The sequence below is a fragment of the Alicyclobacillus macrosporangiidus CPP55 genome (genome assembly GCF_000702485.1).
Taxonomy (GTDB): domain Bacteria; phylum Bacillota; class Bacilli; order Alicyclobacillales; family Alicyclobacillaceae; genus Alicyclobacillus_H; species Alicyclobacillus_H macrosporangiidus_B.
This window is the reverse complement of record NZ_JNIL01000002.1, coordinates 1-18166: the sequence shown is the minus strand read 5'-3', so window position 1 is coordinate 18166 and position 18166 is coordinate 1. Positions and strand designations below refer to the sequence as shown.

Sequence of the window (18166 nt, the reverse complement as noted above, 5' to 3'; positions counted from 1 at the left end):
TCCAAGCCGATGACGGTAAGAGCTCGCATTCGCTACGACGGCGATCACTATGACGAACTCCAGGTCGGGGGCAAGAAGTACCTGGTGCGCTGCCCGCATGACACCACCTCGACGGACGTGAAGGATCATTCGTTCGTCCTGGAGCTCGGCAATACACGAACCGCATTTGGTGCAGGCGCGAACTGAGAGGTGGGTGTGCGGGACATGGAGTTCCAAGGTACTTTGCGGGCGACAAACTATCACTTCTCTGTTCCTGCGTCGGTATTTCTGGAAGACCTGACAATCTACGAGCAATCTGTGTACTTTGTTCTCCTCGCACATGCGAGTTTTGAGGGCACATCCTTTCCGAGCATCCGGCGGATTGCCCAATTCGGTCGCATGAGCGAGCGCAAGGCTCAGTATTGCATCAGGTCTCTCGTGGATAAAGGCTTACTCCAGGTGAACCAACGCTTTGAGGCAACGAAGACAGGCGAGATGCGTCAGACATCAAACGAGTACACGATTGTGACACCGCAGCCACGGTCTCACCAAGGGCAAGACGAACACGCGAGCGCACAGCATGCACCGAGGGGGGTGCACACGGTGCACCGGGGGGTGCACAGCATGCACCGGGGGGGTGCACACGGTGCACCCCAGGAACATGATCACTTTGAACATAACCAAGTGAACAATACTAGCAGCAGCGGCGATAGTCTGGAGATCCACGTGGGCAACGAGGAACCACGCAGCTCTGCTTCGACGCCGCCGCCGATCAGCGCTGTTTTTGCGAGCGACGTTGAAGAAGCCTGCCAAGCGGTCGAGATCCGTATGATTCAGCACACGGGCAAGCGATTTATCGTGAAGCGCGAAGACTATAAGGCCCTCAAACAGCTCCTTGCAAGTGGCATTCCGCTGGATTTCATCCTGACAGGTATCGACAGGGCTTTCGAGCGTAATCCGGACATCAGCACCTTCCGCTATTGCGCTAAGGTCATCACTGACCTATGGGGCAAGGAGCTCGCCAAGCGCGAGAGCGTGGCGCCGATTGACTTCCCTCATGCCAAACGAACAAGAGCGGCGTCAGACAATCCAGGCCGGTACATTCCGGAGGGATTGGCTCCAGAAGTTGCCGCGGCCCTCGAGGAAGGAGAGATGGCACATGTGGCATGGTGATGACCAAGCTTCCGTTCGGACGGCAGAACTGACAATGATCGCAACCCTGCTCGACAGGCCGACGCTGCTCGATGAGATTGACCTTAGCCCAGCGGACTTCGAGGATGAGCGAAACGCCCTGGTCTATCAGACGGTGACGTCACTGTACGAGCAAGGAAAGCCCGTCAGTAACGTCTTAGTCGGTGAGAAACTGGCCCGTAGCCTGGACCCTCAATACCTGGCTGTCGCTCTCAACGTCACATACGCGCAGCCCTGGGCCGCAAAGGAGCTCGCACACCAAATCCGCCAGAATGCCAAGCGTCGCCGTCTCCAAAAGGCAGCAATGCGGCTCCAAGAGATCGCGATGATGGCTGACGAGATCGGGGATAACGAGATGGCCGAGGTTGAGAAGGCCATCGCACAGATTGAATCTCAGGAAACCGAGACGAGCGGACCACGGCACATCGGCGACATCCTGCGCGATCACGTACAGGTACTCGAGGAGAGATACAAACAAAAAGGGCTAGTGGGCATAAACACCGGGTTCAGGCAGCTGAATGCCTACACCGGCGGGTGGCGTCCACAGACGCTTTGTGTCGTCGCAGCACGGCCAAGCATGGGCAAGACGGCATTCATGCTGCACACGGCGCGAGCGGCCTCGTTAAATGACGTCGCGGTAGTGTTCAGCCTTGAGATGGGCGATGACTCGATTGCGGACAGGCTGGTGGCGTCAGAAGGCGGTGTGCCACTGTACAGCATCCATCACGGACGAATCCAGGACAGCGACTGGCCAAAACTGACGCAGGCCTTCGCACGGCTTGAGGCGAGAAACCTTTTCGTTGATACGCAGGCGAACGTCTCGACAGCCTACATCCGGGCGAAGCTTCGACGCCTGGCGCGGAAACTTCCTGCCGATAAACGCATGGTGGTCTTTGTCGATTATATGCAGCTGATTCAAACTCAGCGCGGTCGCAGTCGGACGGAGGAGGTCGGGGAAGTCAGCCGGGAGCTCAAGGCCATCGCGAAGGAGATGAACTGCTGTGTGGTGGCATTGGCTCAGCTCAGCCGGGCCGTCGAGCAGCGCCAAGACAAGCGGCCGACGCTCGCCGACATCCGTGAGAGCGGCCAGATTGAGCAGGACGCCGATGTCATCATGTTTCTCTACCGGGACGAGTACTACAACCCGAACACAGACACGCCCGGGATTGTCGAGGTGATCATCGGCAAGCAGCGCAACGGCCCGATAGGCACCGCGAAGCTTGCGTTTTCGAAAGAAACTCAGGTCTTCCAGGAGGTGAGAGGCGCATGAAAGCGAGTCAGACGCCGGTTGTGCCGTCCGTGATTGAGAAAACGATGAAGGACGTCATCAAACGAGGCAGCTGCCCAGCTGCAGCAATCCGAAGGGCTCTGATGATGCAGCGGGACATGGTTGAGACAGGCGCGGACGTGCAAGTGTGGATAGATGCAATGGCGGTGCTGATGAGCTGGCAAAAGGCAAGAAGACAGGGCCATCGGGCGATGATGACCCTGACACCAGAAGATCAGGCCGCCGGTCTGGAACGGCGGTGACCGAAATCCAAAATGCCTAACCCCATGCCCAACCTTATCACACGTGGGGGAGAAAATGCCATGCTGCACGCCGTGTTTGTTTACGCTGTCGTTGTCGCGGTCGTGTTTGGACTCTCCAGGTTGAGTGCGCGGCCGCGCTGATGTGCGCGAGAGGCCCCTGAGAAACCGCTCAGGGCGGTAATCAGGGGCCACTCACTCCTAAACGGCTTGCCGAGCGGGAACCGGCTGGATGTCGAGGATGCGGTAGTTCACTCGGTCCCGACCCTCCTCGATGCGGACGCGCATGGTCACGAGGCGGGCCGCCAGTGTCTTGTAGGGCTCGACTTTGTCCGGATCGATGATGCTGCTGTGTGCCCCGCCGCAGTACCAATCGACAAAGAAGTATTTACGGCCATCTTTTGCGCTGACTTCACGAAGCCCGCAGATGAGCGCATTCAATGTGACCTCCATCTTGCCTCACTCCTGATTGAGTAAGTTTTGCTGGCGCACCGTTCGGCGTGCGCGCCCCTGGTGGATGATGTCATACAGCCAATCGACGTCCCCGCCCTGGTGCTCAAAGACGAGCGACAGGGTCGGTGCCATATTCCGCACGAACCAATCGCGCACCTCGTCAATCTTCCTCGCCGGCCGCTCAGTAGCCAGGACAATGCTTTCCGTTTTCCCTAGGAGCTCCTCCCACCACTCGGCCTGGATCGTGAGATAGTGGCGGAGGATTCCCGCCAGCAGCTCCCCAATTGGCCGGCCGGCGGCGACGTGCTCCGCGACGGCCTCTGCCCGCTCGTCTCGTGTCTGCAGCTCGATGCGGTGCCAGGTCCCATCGGTGCCCATCTGCGCCGCTTTGTCGTAGAGCCTGCAACGGACAAGACTCTGCGGGCTCCCGAAGTACACCGTGAGCCCTTCCCGGGTGTCCCCGTGGACAGACCCGGACTGGACAATCTGGTACGCTCTCCAGCGGGTCTTCACCAGACCGCCCAGGATGGCTTCTGAGGCCCGTTTTGCGACGTCCAAGTGATATACGTCGAGCGCCACATCCAAACGGCGTATACGGCCTCGCAGGCTCCTCCACGTGGCAAGACTTTCCTTCCAGCCGGCTTTTTGCTCCATCCGGCGGCACCCGTCCCCGGAGAGAACGGCGTGGACACCCATCCCGTCCCGTCCGCCCCACATCACCCAGGCGTCCCCAAAGTCGAGCATGAACCGGTAACCGTGGCGTCCCCGGCCCTCCCTTTCAGGCCGGTCGGCCTCGAGGCCGATGGCCTGGATGGCGCGGCCTGGGTCGTCCCAGGGGAACGTGATGGACACCCAATCCACCAGGGCGCGGGGCTCGGCCGGAGTTTCTGCTCCCGTGTTACCAAAGTTGGGAGCGTCGTCTCGTTCGCTCATTCCGTCACCACCCGAAGAACGAGCTGATGAGAATCGCCCCGCCGACGCCAAGCGCCACCTTCCCGGCCCCGACGATGAGCCCGGGCACCGCCGCAGCCGCCTTCGCGAGGCTCCACGCCTCGGGCGAATGGCTCGCCTGCGCCGCCGCGATGCCGATGGCTTTGCCAAGGTCAGATGCAGCTTTAAAGACGGTATACGGATTCACGACGCGAGACCTCCGCCAGCCACTCCCCTGCCCCTAGCGTCTAACAGACGCGGGGCAGGGGAGTGCGCTGGCACCTGGATCACGATCTGCCCCGGTTCGTCTCTTCGTACTTCGCATGGTCCAAACAGCTCCCACAGCGCCGGGACGAGCCGGTTGGGGGAATCATCCGAGACGATGTCCGCATAGGATACTCCAGGCGGGACTTTGAAGCGCATGGTGAGGCCTTCCCTGTCCCGCCGCTGTCCAATCAGACGCCAGGGGCGAGGCCTGCCCTTGGCGTCTCGTTCGCATAGCCCTCTATGCCTTGCTGCCCGCTGCACCAGGCGCGCCTCCCGGTAGTTCACCAGGACGTAGGCGCCCGCGAGAATGCCCGCTCCCGTTAGGGTGAACTCAGGAATCATGTTGCTCACTCCTCGATGTCGATGTCCTGCCGGTCCACAAGCCACTCGTGCCCCTCAGAGTCCCGGACCAAAACGGTGTCCTCCTGGACGGATACCACCTCAACCTCGATGGTGATTGTCGCCATCCCCATCACCTCCTTTGCACCTGTCATATGAGGGCGCGGCTCGGCAGTATTCCGCGTCCGACAAAAAAGACCGTGGCCTGCCACAGAGTGAAGGTCTCGGCCACGGTCTTGCTTTCTTTGTATACATCGTATACCATGTATACGAAGGAGCTGATAAAAATGGCTGGTGAAACGATTCGGACGAAGTCGGTGAAGACGTTTTTTGAAAAAGTGCTGAAGGAGTACGAGCTGGTCAAAGAGCGGACGCAGAGAGGCGAGTTCGACCTCGGGTATCAAGCTGCACTTGCCTGGGTTCTGCATGCTGCCTACGTCGAGTGGGGCGAAGAAGTTGTGGACGACGACATGAGGATGAAAACGTACCCTACGCTTCGCTCGTAATCGGGTGGAAGACTAGTAATTTTGGTGGTCCTTGTGGTAGAATTTGCGTAACTCGATCGAACGCACGAAATAGGAATGGGTTGCCCCAACCCGCCAAGGCCACGCAACCCATTCCATCCGCAACTATGCGGTTTCGTGTGTTTATTGTCGCAGATCGATGCGGCTTTTGCAAGCGCGAGCGGATCTATGTAATGCACTAACTCAATCAGGCCTGGGCGGGAGGCTTACCGTCCGGGCTTTTTTCGTTGCCCGGCGGGACATGCACGGGAGGGATCGTTGTGGCGGACAGAATCCAAAAGGGATGGACGACGGGATTTTTCAGCGCTCCGGACGCAATCTACGACGCAGATGTCACCGGATACGCCAAAGCCGTGTACGTGTACCTGTGTCGACGTGCGGACGGTGACGGACAGTGTTTCCCTGGGTACGGAACGATGGCAAAGGAAGTGGGCTTCAGTAAATCCACCGTTCGTCGAGCTGTTGACGAGCTGATCGCTGCTGGCTTGCTCGTTAAGGAGGTCCGTGGTCGCAAGGAGAGCGGTGAGTACTTCTCAAACCTCTACACGATCGTTCACCCGGCGGATGCCGATCCACGCAAGGTATGCTCTGACAGACCATACCCGCCAGAAGGTATGCTCTCTGAGAGCATACCTATGTCCCAGGAGAACACACCTATGCTCCCACAGAACATACCTATGCTCTCACAGAGCACAGAAGGAACACACACTAATGACACCCCAATAAGGAAACCCATGAAGGAAATAGACACACCCCGTGTGTGTGAGGAGGCCTCCATCGAAGAGCTGGTGCAGGAGTACACAGAGCGAATCGGCGAGAACGTGAACCCGAAGACCATCGCCAACCTGGTTAAGCGGTACGGAGCCGAGAAGGTGCGCGAGAAGATCGACGTGATTGCAGGCCTAACGAGTCTCCGGAGTCCGATTGCAGCCCTCAAGGCGGCCCTGCGGGAGGACTGGATACCTGACACATTCCCAATGACGCCACCGACGCCGCCGAGCGCGCGGGTCCGAGATGAACGCTACGCGGCGTTCTACGAGCTCTTTCCGGAGTGCTGATACAGACGAGGAGGGATGTATCATGTCGCTGCTGTACTCGACGACTGGCCGGCCATTCGTGCAGTGCCCCGTCTGCAAGAAAATCCACCCGGTTCATCGTCGGCGTAACTACAAGAAGAGACCGCCAAAGCGCTGGAAGTGCGATGCCTGTCAAACCATGTGGCGCAGCACGGAGGAGGAACGTCAGGAAATCCTCGCGTACTACGAGATAAACCAGAGCCGAGGAAAAGGCAGACCTCGCGTCCGTGAAAAAGCGGTACTACAGAGTTAGCGTGGCGGCCTCCAGAGCTGGAGGCCTGCGGAGGCCTCCAGAAGGCCTCGAGGCAGCCACCAGGGACGGAGACACGCAGAGGCCTTCAGAAGCCGTCCATGCGCACTCCTGGAGGCCGCCAGGGCCGGCAGGTACGCGAAGGCCTGCAGGAGCTCCCCGGGCGGCCTCCAGAGCCGGAGGCCTGCGGAGGCCTTCAGAAGGCCTCGAGGCAGCCACCAGGGACGGAGACACGCAGAGGCCTTCAGAAACCGTCTATGCGCCCTCCTGGAGGCCACCAGGGCCGGAAGCCTGCGAAGGCCTGCAGGAAGCCCCGGGCGGACTCCAAGGCCGGAGGCCTGCGGAGACCTTGCAGAGCGGAGCGTGCGCGGCCGCTCAGGATCGCGAAGGAAGATTGTAGCAAAAAACACGACCATTCCATCCCCGAAGGGGGTTCAAGACAATAAATCGGGGACCCAAAATGGTCCCATAAAATTTGTGTCATAGCGTTTTATCAGTCGTGTGCTATACATCATTATCACTACACACGACTGATGGTATATGCATACCACTTGTTTCGCCATCCGTACGAATCTCTCCGCCTCCAGCGAAAAAGGCATAATCTCACGCTGTTGGCCATATATCGTTTACGTGGACACGCAAGGCCTCTGCAATCCTGTACATGGTCTCCGCCTGCGGCTTTCGCCAACCGTTCCGGCGCAGGTCGGTGATGGTCCGCTCTGACACACCTGCACGCCAGGCCAGCTCCTGGACCGTCACGTCCCGCTCGGCCATGATCACGCGCAGCCGCTTGGCTGGGTCATCTCGCATGGCAACCACCCCTATTAGGAGTGTTGCCAGTCTGAGACCCAAACAAACGCCTCAAATTTGCCCGTAGAGGGGCGTTTGAACACGCGGCAAGGGGTTTATAACTGTCGGCAACGAAAAACTCAAAAGAAAGCGGTTACATGAGGGTGCGGAGAAGGGCGAAAACGAAAGCAAACGCGAGAAAAACGGGGATTGAAGAACTTGGTAATCCTGGTACGTGAGGTGCTTTTGCGAGCGACCTGGTCAAACGCAAAATCGCCGCTCACGCCCGAATTTGAGACGAAACGGCGATTCCGGTTTTTGGTACTCTCCGATAAGGCTTTTTATGTGAACCTCACCGTCTGGTCATCTCAATTCTCCAAGGTACCATCCGTCCACCGAAGCGAGAGAACCCCTCCACAGGCTCCCTTCGGCCGGCATCGGTGCTTGCCCTGGTGCACATATACGGGCGTTCCTGAGATGAATGTAAGAAGCTTGAGCAGTCTCGGAGATATCGTCCGCAAGTTGTTCAAACGCATTACCAAATGCCTCAGCAGCATTGCCTTTGGCGCCCTTCGTAATTGAACCAAGTTCTCTCAAAAATTGCTTGGCACTAATTAGCGTACCACTCACGACGACACCTTTAACCGTTAGTGTTACGCTTAGTTCCAGTCCATGATTATTTGCTGCATTCACGAACGCAGTAAGAAGCTGATCTTGTGTTTTGAGAGCGGGAAAAGTCGGTTGGGCTTCATTGTCTACGTCCATTGGTCGCGCCTCCTATTAGTGGTATCTTTTGATTCATTGTAGTCTATAGGCGAAAAATTTTTAATATCTGTGTAAAATTCGTAGGCAACGGTTAATTCGAGACAGCCAGATGCTCGGAGTAGCAACAAAGGTACATGTAAAGAAACTTTGCCTCAAAGTTTAAGTTGTGGTTTGTAACGTCACGGGGCAGGACAACATCGTCTCCACCGAGTTGATGTCCCTCCGGATACCTGTACACAAATTCAATTCGGCCGGTTGAGTCGGATCGGATGATACCGTTCCGAATCAGGTCCTCCAGTCCCTTGTGAAAGTCCTCATCAGTAAAGTCCATGTTATAGGCTTGCACGAATTTCATGAAGCGTTCCGGGTCGAATCGAAACAGTCTCGTTTCTAAGGTCAATGCAGTCTCTCCTTTTGCGTCTTCCCACATTGCAGGGCCGTTGTGACGTGGATGCCACCCGCCTATGGCATCGTAATTCACCTCGACAATGCTTGCCACCACAAGGATTTCTGGATGTGTGGGGGACCATGTTCCGGCCAGCTTCCGGACCACATAATGGCCATGGTTCGGATCGCTGAGCTGCGACCTCCTCATTTGCTCCAGAACTTCCAACGCGGGATTTTTCGTTCGGATTTCCTCTCCTGGATCTCCCGTAATGCCTCCATCAGCTGGCGGTCGCGTTCCTCGAGTCGCTCTTCAAGAAAGCTCCGCAGACGTTCGTTTTCCTCCCGGGTTGCAGCCACTTCGCGGCGCAGCGCGGCCATCTCTTCGGCCATGGCGGTCATGGCCGCGGCCACGTGTGTTTGCAGTCCCTGTAAGGCCTCTGCCACGGTCATGGCCGACTCGTGGCCGTCAATCGTGACCGTCACCGGTAGGCCACTCTGAGACAATGCTTCCTCGACCCGTTCGGCGTTCCAGCCGGCCGCATACCAGTCGCGGATCTGAATAAGCACCGGGACCGACTGGTCAGAAACCAGGAGACTCCGCCCCTGCTTCCTGGTCTGCACGTGATGTCCGTGCAAGGTCAAATAGCGGCGGATCGTCCGTTCGGGAATCCGCGTCTGCTTCTCCACATCAGGGATGGTCAGCCAATGCTCCATGATATCCTCCCATGACCGGCACAAAGCCGTCATTCGGCCACGAGTCAAAAAAGCCGTACACACCAAGGATTTTCGGCGGCCACGGTCATGGCCGCGGCCACGATCCGGCCATGTCGGCCACGAAAAATAGTTCCCTTGTCACAGAAATTTCACATTTCCAGGAAAAATAACACCTTGCCGATTTACTGAGCGGCTTGCCGATTTTATGAGTTACTTGGTCTATTTTCTCCTGGAAATTACAACGATGGCAGTACCTTGCAACCATCTTGCGCTCATCGTAGACTCGTCTCAACGCAGAGATATTACATCATCGCTCATGTTGTGCTGAAGCGCAACAAATCAAATCTCAGAAAGGATGTGCTCATGATGGATGGAATCGTGGCAGCTCAAAGGCTCAAAAGACTGCGGTACGCGAACGGATTGTCGCAACAAAAGTTGGCTCAAGCGTCGGGCGTCAGTTTCGCGACAATCAGGCGGTTGGAGACGGACCCTGATTACTGGGACGTGGTGACCGACAGGACACTGATGCCGATTGCAAGATCGCTCGACGTGCCTGCCGACTACTTCACGCGGGACGAGGACGACGATCCGGAGAAGCTTCCAACGCCCCATGTGCCCGGCTCTAAAGCATCGGGCATCAGACAGGAGGATTTGCAGGCCTTAATCGCGGCACTACAACCCAAGGTTCAGGCGCACAAGCCGATCCGTGAGGGCATGGACGATCTGCCGTTGCGTTCCCATCGCGATGAGCCCTGGAATGACAAGATGCTGTGCCTTTTGGAGCATGTTCGCCGGGCGGTGATGGACTGGTCGGAGGAGGAGCATTCTGACGAGTACGCCAGCCTGCTGGACGCCATCACGGCAGAGGTTGACGAGTGGGCCCGGAGGCATGGCGTTCCGGTTCCGGACGATTACCGCGACAACATCAAGGGAAACGAAGACGATGTGCAGGGCGGCCGCAATCAAGCCAGTAAGCGAAATGCAGCGGCCATTGGCGCCAACGAGACGCTGTATGAGCTGCATCGTAGCGTTCTCGGCGATCAGCTGCGAAAAGCAGGGAAAGCCGGAGACCTCCTAAAGCCAGGCTCCAAGCCGATGACGGTAAGAGCTCGCATTCGCTACGACGGCGATCACTATGACGAACTCCAGGTCGGGGGCAAGAAGTACCTGGTGCGCTGCCCGCATGACACCACCTCGACGGACGTGAAGGATCATTCGTTCGTCCTGGAGCTCGGCAATACACGAACCGCATTTGGTGCAGGCGCGAACTGAGAGGTGGGTGTGCGGGACATGGAGTTCCAAGGTACTTTGCGGGCGACAAACTATCACTTCTCTGTTCCTGCGTCGGTATTTCTGGAAGACCTGACAATCTACGAGCAATCTGTGTACTTTGTTCTCCTCGCACATGCGAGTTTTGAGGGCACATCCTTTCCGAGCATCCGGCGGATTGCCCAATTCGGTCGCATGAGCGAGCGCAAGGCTCAGTATTGCATCAGGTCTCTCGTGGATAAAGGCTTACTCCAGGTGAACCAACGCTTTGAGGCAACGAAGACAGGCGAGATGCGTCAGACATCAAACGAGTACACGATTGTGACACCGCAGCCACGGTCTCACCAAGGGCAAGACGAACACGCGAGCGCACAGCATGCACCGAGGGGGGGTGCACACGGTGCACCGGGGGGGTGCACAGCATGCACCGGGGGGGGTGCACACGGTGCACCCCAGGAACATGATCACTTTGAACATAACCAAGTGAACAATACTAGCAGCAGCGGCGATAGTCTGGAGATCCACGTGGGCAACGAGGAACCACGCAGCTCTGCTTCGACGCCGCCGCCGATCAGCGCTGTTTTTGCGAGCGACGTTGAAGAAGCCTGCCAAGCGGTCGAGATCCGTATGATTCAGCACACGGGCAAGCGATTTATCGTGAAGCGCGAAGACTATAAGGCCCTCAAACAGCTCCTTGCAAGTGGCATTCCGCTGGATTTCATCCTGACAGGTATCGACAGGGCTTTCGAGCGTAATCCGGACATCAGCACCTTCCGCTATTGCGCTAAGGTCATCACTGACCTATGGGGCAAGGAGCTCGCCAAGCGCGAGAGCGTGGCGCCGATTGACTTCCCTCATGCCAAACGAACAAGAGCGGCGTCAGACAATCCAGGCCGGTACATTCCGGAGGGATTGGCTCCAGAAGTTGCCGCGGCCCTCGAGGAAGGAGAGATGGCACATGTGGCATGGTGATGACCAAGCTTCCGTTCGGACGGCAGAACTGACAATGATCGCAACCCTGCTCGACAGGCCGACGCTGCTCGATGAGATTGACCTTAGCCCAGCGGACTTCGAGGATGAGCGAAACGCCCTGGTCTATCAGACGGTGACGTCACTGTACGAGCAAGGAAAGCCCGTCAGTAACGTCTTAGTCGGTGAGAAACTGGCCCGTAGCCTGGACCCTCAATACCTGGCTGTCGCTCTCAACGTCACATACGCGCAGCCCTGGGCCGCAAAGGAGCTCGCACACCAAATCCGCCAGAATGCCAAGCGTCGCCGTCTCCAAAAGGCAGCAATGCGGCTCCAAGAGATCGCGATGATGGCTGACGAGATCGGGGATAACGAGATGGCCGAGGTTGAGAAGGCCATCGCACAGATTGAATCTCAGGAAACCGAGACGAGCGGACCACGGCACATCGGCGACATCCTGCGCGATCACGTACAGGTACTCGAGGAGAGATACAAACAAAAAGGGCTAGTGGGCATAAACACCGGGTTCAGGCAGCTGAATGCCTACACCGGCGGGTGGCGTCCACAGACGCTTTGTGTCGTCGCAGCACGGCCAAGCATGGGCAAGACGGCATTCATGCTGCACACGGCGCGAGCGGCCTCGTTAAATGACGTCGCGGTAGTGTTCAGCCTTGAGATGGGCGATGACTCGATTGCGGACAGGCTGGTGGCGTCAGAAGGCGGTGTGCCACTGTACAGCATCCATCACGGACGAATCCAGGACAGCGACTGGCCAAAACTGACGCAGGCCTTCGCACGGCTTGAGGCGAGAAACCTTTTCGTTGATACGCAGGCGAACGTCTCGACAGCCTACATCCGGGCGAAGCTTCGACGCCTGGCGCGGAAACTTCCTGCCGATAAACGCATGGTGGTCTTTGTCGATTATATGCAGCTGATTCAAACTCAGCGCGGTCGCAGTCGGACGGAGGAGGTCGGGGAAGTCAGCCGGGAGCTCAAGGCCATCGCGAAGGAGATGAACTGCTGTGTGGTGGCATTGGCTCAGCTCAGCCGGGCCGTCGAGCAGCGCCAAGACAAGCGGCCGACGCTCGCCGACATCCGTGAGAGCGGCCAGATTGAGCAGGACGCCGATGTCATCATGTTTCTCTACCGGGACGAGTACTACAACCCGAACACAGACACGCCCGGGATTGTCGAGGTGATCATCGGCAAGCAGCGCAACGGCCCGATAGGCACCGCGAAGCTTGCGTTTTCGAAAGAAACTCAGGTCTTCCAGGAGGTGAGAGGCGCATGAAAGCGAGTCAGACGCCGGTTGTGCCGTCCGTGATTGAGAAAACGATGAAGGACGTCATCAAACGAGGCAGCTGCCCAGCTGCAGCAATCCGAAGGGCTCTGATGATGCAGCGGGACATGGTTGAGACAGGCGCGGACGTGCAAGTGTGGATAGATGCAATGGCGGTGCTGATGAGCTGGCAAAAGGCAAGAAGACAGGGCCATCGGGCGATGATGACCCTGACACCAGAAGATCAGGCCGCCGGTCTGGAACGGCGGTGACCGAAATCCAAAATGCCTAACCCCATGCCCAACCTTATCACACGTGGGGGAGAAAATGCCATGCTGCACGCCGTGTTTGTTTACGCTGTCGTTGTCGCGGTCGTGTTTGGACTCTCCAGGTTGAGTGCGCGGCCGCGCTGATGTGCGCGAGAGGCCCCTGAGAAACCGCTCAGGGCGGTAATCAGGGGCCACTCACTCCTAAACGGCTTGCCGAGCGGGAACCGGCTGGATGTCGAGGATGCGGTAGTTCACTCGGTCCCGACCCTCCTCGATGCGGACGCGCATGGTCACGAGGCGGGCCGCCAGTGTCTTGTAGGGCTCGACTTTGTCCGGATCGATGATGCTGCTGTGTGCCCCGCCGCAGTACCAATCGACAAAGAAGTATTTACGGCCATCTTTTGCGCTGACTTCACGAAGCCCGCAGATGAGCGCATTCAATGTGACCTCCATCTTGCCTCACTCCTGATTGAGTAAGTTTTGCTGGCGCACCGTTCGGCGTGCGCGCCCCTGGTGGATGATGTCATACAGCCAATCGACGTCCCCGCCCTGGTGCTCAAAGACGAGCGACAGGGTCGGTGCCATATTCCGCACGAACCAATCGCGCACCTCGTCAATCTTCCTCGCCGGCCGCTCAGTAGCCAGGACAATGCTTTCCGTTTTCCCTAGGAGCTCCTCCCACCACTCGGCCTGGATCGTGAGATAGTGGCGGAGGATTCCCGCCAGCAGCTCCCCAATTGGCCGGCCGGCGGCGACGTGCTCCGCGACGGCCTCTGCCCGCTCGTCTCGTGTCTGCAGCTCGATGCGGTGCCAGGTCCCATCGGTGCCCATCTGCGCCGCTTTGTCGTAGAGCCTGCAACGGACAAGACTCTGCGGGCTCCCGAAGTACACCGTGAGCCCTTCCCGGGTGTCCCCGTGGACAGACCCGGACTGGACAATCTGGTACGCTCTCCAGCGGGTCTTCACCAGACCGCCCAGGATGGCTTCTGAGGCCCGTTTTGCGACGTCCAAGTGATATACGTCGAGCGCCACATCCAAACGGCGTATACGGCCTCGCAGGCTCCTCCACGTGGCAAGACTTTCCTTCCAGCCGGCTTTTTGCTCCATCCGGCGGCACCCGTCCCCGGAGAGAACGGCGTGGACACCCATCCCGTCCCGTCCGCCCCACATCACCCAGGCGTCCCCAAAGTCGAGCATGAACCGGTAACCGTGGCGTCCCCGGCCCTCCCTTTCAGGCCGGTCGGCCTCGAGGCCGATGGCCTGGATGGCGCGGCCTGGGTCGTCCCAGGGGAACGTGATGGACACCCAATCCACCAGGGCGCGGGGCTCGGCCGGAGTTTCTGCTCCCGTGTTACCAAAGTTGGGAGCGTCGTCTCGTTCGCTCATTCCGTCACCACCCGAAGAACGAGCTGATGAGAATCGCCCCGCCGACGCCAAGCGCCACCTTCCCGGCCCCGACGATGAGCCCGGGCACCGCCGCAGCCGCCTTCGCGAGGCTCCACGCCTCGGGCGAATGGCTCGCCTGCGCCGCCGCGATGCCGATGGCTTTGCCAAGGTCAGATGCAGCTTTAAAGACGGTATACGGATTCACGACGCGAGACCTCCGCCAGCCACTCCCCTGCCCCTAGCGTCTAACAGACGCGGGGCAGGGGAGTGCGCTGGCACCTGGATCACGATCTGCCCCGGTTCGTCTCTTCGTACTTCGCATGGTCCAAACAGCTCCCACAGCGCCGGGACGAGCCGGTTGGGGGAATCATCCGAGACGATGTCCGCATAGGATACTCCAGGCGGGACTTTGAAGCGCATGGTGAGGCCTTCCCTGTCCCGCCGCTGTCCAATCAGACGCCAGGGGCGAGGCCTGCCCTTGGCGTCTCGTTCGCATAGCCCTCTATGCCTTGCTGCCCGCTGCACCAGGCGCGCCTCCCGGTAGTTCACCAGGACGTAGGCGCCCGCGAGAATGCCCGCTCCCGTTAGGGTGAACTCAGGAATCATGTTGCTCACTCCTCGATGTCGATGTCCTGCCGGTCCACAAGCCACTCGTGCCCCTCAGAGTCCCGGACCAAAACGGTGTCCTCCTGGACGGATACCACCTCAACCTCGATGGTGATTGTCGCCATCCCCATCACCTCCTTTGCACCTGTCATATGAGGGCGCGGCTCGGCAGTATTCCGCGTCCGACAAAAAAGACCGTGGCCTGCCACAGAGTGAAGGTCTCGGCCACGGTCTTGCTTTCTTTGTATACATCGTATACCATGTATACGAAGGAGCTGATAAAAATGGCTGGTGAAACGATTCGGACGAAGTCGGTGAAGACGTTTTTTGAAAAAGTGCTGAAGGAGTACGAGCTGGTCAAAGAGCGGACGCAGAGAGGCGAGTTCGACCTCGGGTATCAAGCTGCACTTGCCTGGGTTCTGCATGCTGCCTACGTCGAGTGGGGCGAAGAAGTTGTGGACGACGACATGAGGATGAAAACGTACCCTACGCTTCGCTCGTAATCGGGTGGAAGACTAGTAATTTTGGTGGTCCTTGTGGTAGAATTTGCGTAACTCGATCGAACGCACGAAATAGGAATGGGTTGCCCCAACCCGCCAAGGCCACGCAACCCATTCCATCCGCAACTATGCGGTTTCGTGTGTTTATTGTCGCAGATCGATGCGGCTTTTGCAAGCGCGAGCGGATCTATGTAATGCACTAACTCAATCAGGCCTGGGCGGGAGGCTTACCGTCCGGGCTTTTTTCGTTGCCCGGCGGGACATGCACGGGAGGGATCGTTGTGGCGGACAGAATCCAAAAGGGATGGACGACGGGATTTTTCAGCGCTCCGGACGCAATCTACGACGCAGATGTCACCGGATACGCCAAAGCCGTGTACGTGTACCTGTGTCGACGTGCGGACGGTGACGGACAGTGTTTCCCTGGGTACGGAACGATGGCAAAGGAAGTGGGCTTCAGTAAATCCACCGTTCGTCGAGCTGTTGACGAGCTGATCGCTGCTGGCTTGCTCGTTAAGGAGGTCCGTGGTCGCAAGGAGAGCGGTGAGTACTTCTCAAACCTCTACACGATCGTTCACCCGGCGGATGCCGATCCACGCAAGGTATGCTCTGACAGACCATACCCGCCAGAAGGTATGCTCTCTGAGAGCATACCTATGTCCCAGGAGAACACACCTATGCTCCCACAGAACATACCTATGCTCTCACAGAGCACAGAAGGAACACACACTAATGACACCCCAATAAGGAAACCCATGAAGGAAATAGACACACCCCGTGTGTGTGAGGAGGCCTCCATCGAAGAGCTGGTGCAGGAGTACACAGAGCGAATCGGCGAGAACGTGAACCCGAAGACCATCGCCAACCTGGTTAAGCGGTACGGAGCCGAGAAGGTGCGCGAGAAGATCGACGTGATTGCAGGCCTAACGAGTCTCCGGAGTCCGATTGCAGCCCTCAAGGCGGCCCTGCGGGAGGACTGGATACCTGACACATTCCCAATGACGCCACCGACGCCGCCGAGCGCGCGGGTCCGAGATGAACGCTACGCGGCGTTCTACGAGCTCTTTCCGGAGTGCTGATACAGACGAGGAGGGATGTATCATGTCGCTGCTGTACTCGACGACTGGCCGGCCATTCGTGCAGTGCCCCGTCTGCAAGAAAATCCACCCGGTTCATCGTCGGCGTAACTACAAGAAGAGACCGCCAAAGCGCTGGAAGTGCGATGCCTGTCAAACCATGTGGCGCAGCACGGAGGAGGAACGTCAGGAAATCCTCGCGTACTACGAGATAAACCAGAGCCGAGGAAAAGGCAGACCTCGCGTCCGTGAAAAAGCGGTACTACAGAGTTAGCGTGGCGGCCTCCAGAGCTGGAGGCCTGCGGAGGCCTCCAGAAGGCCTCGAGGCAGCCACCAGGGACGGAGACACGCAGAGGCCTTCAGAAGCCGTCCATGCGCACTCCTGGAGGCCGCCAGGGCCGGCAGGTACGCGAAGGCCTGCAGGAGCTCCCGGGCGGCCTCCAGAGCCGGAGGCCTGCGGAGGCCTTCAGAAGGCCTCGAGGCAGCCACCAGGGACGGAGACACGCAGAGGCCTTCAGAAACCGTCTATGCGCCCTCCTGGAGGCCACCAGGGCCGGAAGCCTGCGAAGGCCTGCAGGAAGCCCGGGCGGACTCCAAGGCCGGAGGCCTGCGGAGACCTTGCAGAGCGGAGCGTGCGCGGCCGCTCAGGATCGCGAAGGAAGATTGTAGCAAAAAACACGACCATTCCATCCCCGAAGGGGGTTCAAGACAATAAATCGGGGACCCAAAATGGTCCCATAAAATTTGTGTCATAGCGTTTTATCAGTCGTGTGCTATACATCATTATCACTACACACGACTGATGGTATATGCATACCACTTGTTTCGCCATCCGTACGAATCTCTCCGCCTCCAGCGAAAAAGGCATAATCTCACGCTGTTGGCCATATATCGTTTACGTGGACACGCAAGGCCTCTGCAATCCTGTACATGGTCTCCGCCTGCGGCTTTCGCCAACCGTTCCGGCGCAGGTCGGTGATGGTCCGCTCTGACACACCTGCACGCCAGGCCAGCTCCTGGACCGTCACGTCCCGCTCGGCCATGATCACGCGCAGCCGCTTGGCTGGGTCATCTCGCATGGCAACCACCCCTATTAGGAGTGTTGCCAGTCTGAGACCCAAACAAACGCCTCAAATTTGCCCGTAGAGGGGCGTTTGAACACGCGGCAAGGGGTTTATAACTGTCGGCAACGAAAAACTCAAAAGAAAGCGGTTACATGAGGGTGCGGAGAAGGGCGAAAACGAAAGCAAACGCGAGAAAAACGGGGATTGAAGAACTTGGTAATCCTGGTACGTGAGGTGCTTTTGCGAGCGACCTGGTCAAACGCAAAATCGCCGCTCACGCCCGAATTTGAGACGAAACGGCGATTCCGGTTTTTGGTACTCTCCGATAAGGCTTTTTATGTGAACCTCACCGTCTGGTCATCTCAATTCTCCAAGGTACCATCCGTCCACCGAAGCGAGAGAACCCCTCCACAGGCTCCCTTCGGCCGGCATCGGTGCTTGCCCTGGTGCACATATACGGGCGTTCCTGAGATGAATGTAAGAAGCTTGAGCAGTCTCGGAGATATCGTCCGCAAGTTGTTCAAACGCATTACCAAATGCCTCAGCAGCATTGCCTT

The 18166-nt window shown here is 58.2% G+C and carries 25 protein-coding genes and 1 pseudogene; 12 read left to right on the top strand and 14 right to left on the bottom strand.

What is annotated here, in order from left to right:
- The 4 genes from N687_RS24560 to N687_RS0120430 all read left to right on the top strand — a co-directional run.
- Positions 1 to 186, top strand: a 186-nt coding sequence (locus tag N687_RS24560; protein WP_029423610.1) for a hypothetical protein, incomplete at its 5' end; no start/stop codon positions are given.
- A gap of 18 nt (positions 187 to 204) precedes the next feature.
- Positions 205 to 1152 carry a helix-turn-helix domain-containing protein gene (locus N687_RS24250; RefSeq protein WP_029423609.1) on the top strand — a complete coding sequence of 316 codons (948 nt, stop codon included), beginning with the start codon at positions 205 to 207 and terminating at the stop codon, positions 1150 to 1152.
- On the top strand, positions 1139 to 2440 hold the full coding sequence (gene dnaB, locus N687_RS0120435; protein WP_051663666.1) for a replicative DNA helicase: 1302 nt from the start codon (positions 1139 to 1141) through the stop codon (positions 2438 to 2440). The genes N687_RS24250 and dnaB (N687_RS0120435) overlap by 14 nt, the downstream gene beginning before the upstream one ends.
- Positions 2437 to 2700, top strand: coding sequence for a hypothetical protein (locus tag N687_RS0120430; protein ID WP_029423602.1), 264 nt, complete (start codon positions 2437 to 2439; stop codon positions 2698 to 2700). Before dnaB (N687_RS0120435) ends, N687_RS0120430 begins: the two co-directional genes overlap by 4 nt.
- A gap of 198 nt (positions 2701 to 2898) precedes the next feature.
- Here the strand turns inward: N687_RS0120430 and N687_RS0120425 are convergent, their stop codons facing one another.
- Genes N687_RS0120425 through N687_RS0120410 form a run of 4 tightly spaced genes read right to left on the bottom strand, consistent with a single transcriptional unit; the run spans position 2899 to position 4689 of the window.
- Positions 2899 to 3150 carry a hypothetical protein gene (locus N687_RS0120425; protein ID WP_029423600.1) on the bottom strand — a complete coding sequence of 84 codons (252 nt, stop codon included), beginning with the start codon at positions 3148 to 3150 and terminating at the stop codon, positions 2899 to 2901.
- 6 nt (positions 3151 to 3156) lie between these two features.
- Positions 3157 to 4083 (bottom strand): replication initiation factor domain-containing protein, encoded by a 927-nt coding sequence (locus N687_RS0120420; protein ID WP_029423599.1) that lies wholly within the window; start codon positions 4081 to 4083, stop codon positions 3157 to 3159.
- A gap of 4 nt (positions 4084 to 4087) precedes the next feature.
- Positions 4088 to 4288, bottom strand: a complete 201-nt coding sequence (locus N687_RS0120415) for a hypothetical protein (protein WP_029423598.1) — start codon at positions 4286 to 4288, stop codon at positions 4088 to 4090.
- Complete coding sequence (locus N687_RS0120410; protein ID WP_029423597.1) at positions 4285 to 4689, bottom strand: hypothetical protein; 405 nt, start codon at positions 4687 to 4689, stop codon at positions 4285 to 4287. Before N687_RS0120410 ends, N687_RS0120415 begins: the two co-directional genes overlap by 4 nt.
- Positions 4690 to 4973: 284 nt before the next feature.
- On the opposite strand from N687_RS0120410, the gene N687_RS0120400 reads away from it, so the two are divergent.
- Together N687_RS0120400 and N687_RS23585 are read left to right on the top strand one after the other, a co-directional pair.
- A complete protein-coding gene (locus N687_RS0120400; protein WP_029423596.1) occupies positions 4974 to 5192 on the top strand; it encodes a hypothetical protein in 219 nt (72 codons plus the stop codon).
- 278 nt (positions 5193 to 5470) lie between these two features.
- Complete coding sequence (locus N687_RS23585) at positions 5471 to 6268, top strand: helix-turn-helix domain-containing protein (RefSeq protein ID WP_231493700.1); 798 nt, start codon at positions 5471 to 5473, stop codon at positions 6266 to 6268.
- Between the two features lie 871 nt (positions 6269 to 7139).
- Here the strand turns inward: N687_RS23585 and N687_RS0120390 are convergent.
- The 4 genes from N687_RS0120390 to N687_RS0120380 all read right to left on the bottom strand — a co-directional run bounded on the left by N687_RS0120390 (position 7140) and on the right by N687_RS0120380 (position 9191).
- On the bottom strand, positions 7140 to 7346 hold the full coding sequence (locus N687_RS0120390) for a helix-turn-helix domain-containing protein (protein WP_029423608.1): 207 nt from the start codon (positions 7344 to 7346) through the stop codon (positions 7140 to 7142).
- A 342-nt stretch (positions 7347 to 7688) separates the two neighbouring features.
- Positions 7689 to 8090 (bottom strand): gas vesicle accessory protein GvpU, encoded by a 402-nt coding sequence (gene gvpU / locus N687_RS21750; RefSeq protein ID WP_035463571.1) that lies wholly within the window; start codon positions 8088 to 8090, stop codon positions 7689 to 7691.
- A gap of 91 nt (positions 8091 to 8181) precedes the next feature.
- A complete protein-coding gene (locus N687_RS24245) occupies positions 8182 to 8703 on the bottom strand; it encodes a hypothetical protein (protein WP_156040303.1) in 522 nt (173 codons plus the stop codon).
- Positions 8682 to 9191, bottom strand: coding sequence for a DUF3967 domain-containing protein (locus N687_RS0120380; protein WP_029423606.1), 510 nt, complete (start codon positions 9189 to 9191; stop codon positions 8682 to 8684). Before N687_RS0120380 ends, N687_RS24245 begins: the two co-directional genes overlap by 22 nt.
- 366 nt (positions 9192 to 9557) lie before the next feature.
- Between N687_RS0120380 and N687_RS0120375 the strand changes: the two genes are divergently transcribed.
- From N687_RS0120375 to N687_RS0120360, 4 genes are read left to right on the top strand one after another with little or no spacing between them, the layout of a single operon-like run.
- Positions 9558 to 10463, top strand: coding sequence for a helix-turn-helix domain-containing protein (locus N687_RS0120375; RefSeq protein WP_035463569.1), 906 nt, complete (start codon positions 9558 to 9560; stop codon positions 10461 to 10463).
- A gap of 18 nt (positions 10464 to 10481) precedes the next feature.
- Positions 10482 to 11432, top strand: a complete 951-nt coding sequence (locus N687_RS24240) for a helix-turn-helix domain-containing protein (protein WP_029423604.1) — start codon at positions 10482 to 10484, stop codon at positions 11430 to 11432.
- The gene (dnaB, locus tag N687_RS0120365) at positions 11419 to 12720 is read left to right on the top strand and encodes a replicative DNA helicase (RefSeq protein WP_051663666.1); all 1302 of its coding nucleotides are present in this window, start codon (positions 11419 to 11421) and stop codon (positions 12718 to 12720) included. The genes N687_RS24240 and dnaB (N687_RS0120365) overlap by 14 nt, the downstream gene beginning before the upstream one ends.
- Positions 12717 to 12980, top strand: a complete 264-nt coding sequence (locus tag N687_RS0120360; protein WP_029423602.1) for a hypothetical protein — start codon at positions 12717 to 12719, stop codon at positions 12978 to 12980. The genes dnaB (N687_RS0120365) and N687_RS0120360 overlap by 4 nt, the downstream gene beginning before the upstream one ends.
- A 198-nt stretch (positions 12981 to 13178) precedes the next feature.
- Here N687_RS0120360 and N687_RS0120355 read toward each other — a convergent pair whose 3' ends face one another.
- Genes N687_RS0120355 through N687_RS0120340 form a run of 4 tightly spaced genes read right to left on the bottom strand, consistent with a single transcriptional unit; the run spans position 13179 to position 14969 of the window.
- A complete protein-coding gene (locus tag N687_RS0120355; protein ID WP_029423600.1) occupies positions 13179 to 13430 on the bottom strand; it encodes a hypothetical protein in 252 nt (83 codons plus the stop codon).
- Positions 13431 to 13436: 6 nt separating this feature from the next.
- Entirely contained in the window at positions 13437 to 14363 is a 927-nt protein-coding gene (locus tag N687_RS0120350) for a replication initiation factor domain-containing protein (RefSeq protein WP_029423599.1), read from the bottom strand.
- A gap of 4 nt (positions 14364 to 14367) precedes the next feature.
- The gene (locus N687_RS0120345) at positions 14368 to 14568 is read right to left on the bottom strand and encodes a hypothetical protein (RefSeq protein WP_029423598.1); all 201 of its coding nucleotides are present in this window, start codon (positions 14566 to 14568) and stop codon (positions 14368 to 14370) included.
- On the bottom strand, positions 14565 to 14969 hold the full coding sequence (locus N687_RS0120340; RefSeq protein WP_029423597.1) for a hypothetical protein: 405 nt from the start codon (positions 14967 to 14969) through the stop codon (positions 14565 to 14567). Before N687_RS0120340 ends, N687_RS0120345 begins: the two co-directional genes overlap by 4 nt.
- Positions 14970 to 15253: 284 nt before the next feature.
- Between N687_RS0120340 and N687_RS0120330 the strand changes: the two genes are divergently transcribed.
- The gene (locus N687_RS0120330) at positions 15254 to 15472 is read left to right on the top strand and encodes a hypothetical protein (protein ID WP_029423596.1); all 219 of its coding nucleotides are present in this window, start codon (positions 15254 to 15256) and stop codon (positions 15470 to 15472) included.
- Positions 15473 to 15750: 278 nt separating this feature from the next.
- Complete coding sequence (locus N687_RS23580; protein WP_231493700.1) at positions 15751 to 16548, top strand: helix-turn-helix domain-containing protein; 798 nt, start codon at positions 15751 to 15753, stop codon at positions 16546 to 16548.
- 869 nt (positions 16549 to 17417) lie between these two features.
- Here N687_RS23580 and N687_RS21730 read toward each other — a convergent pair.
- The gene (locus N687_RS21730) at positions 17418 to 17624 is read right to left on the bottom strand and encodes a helix-turn-helix domain-containing protein (protein WP_029423608.1); all 207 of its coding nucleotides are present in this window, start codon (positions 17622 to 17624) and stop codon (positions 17418 to 17420) included.
- Between the two features lie 342 nt (positions 17625 to 17966).
- Positions 17967 to 18166, bottom strand: a pseudogene (locus N687_RS25000) (hypothetical protein); the annotation flags it as partial.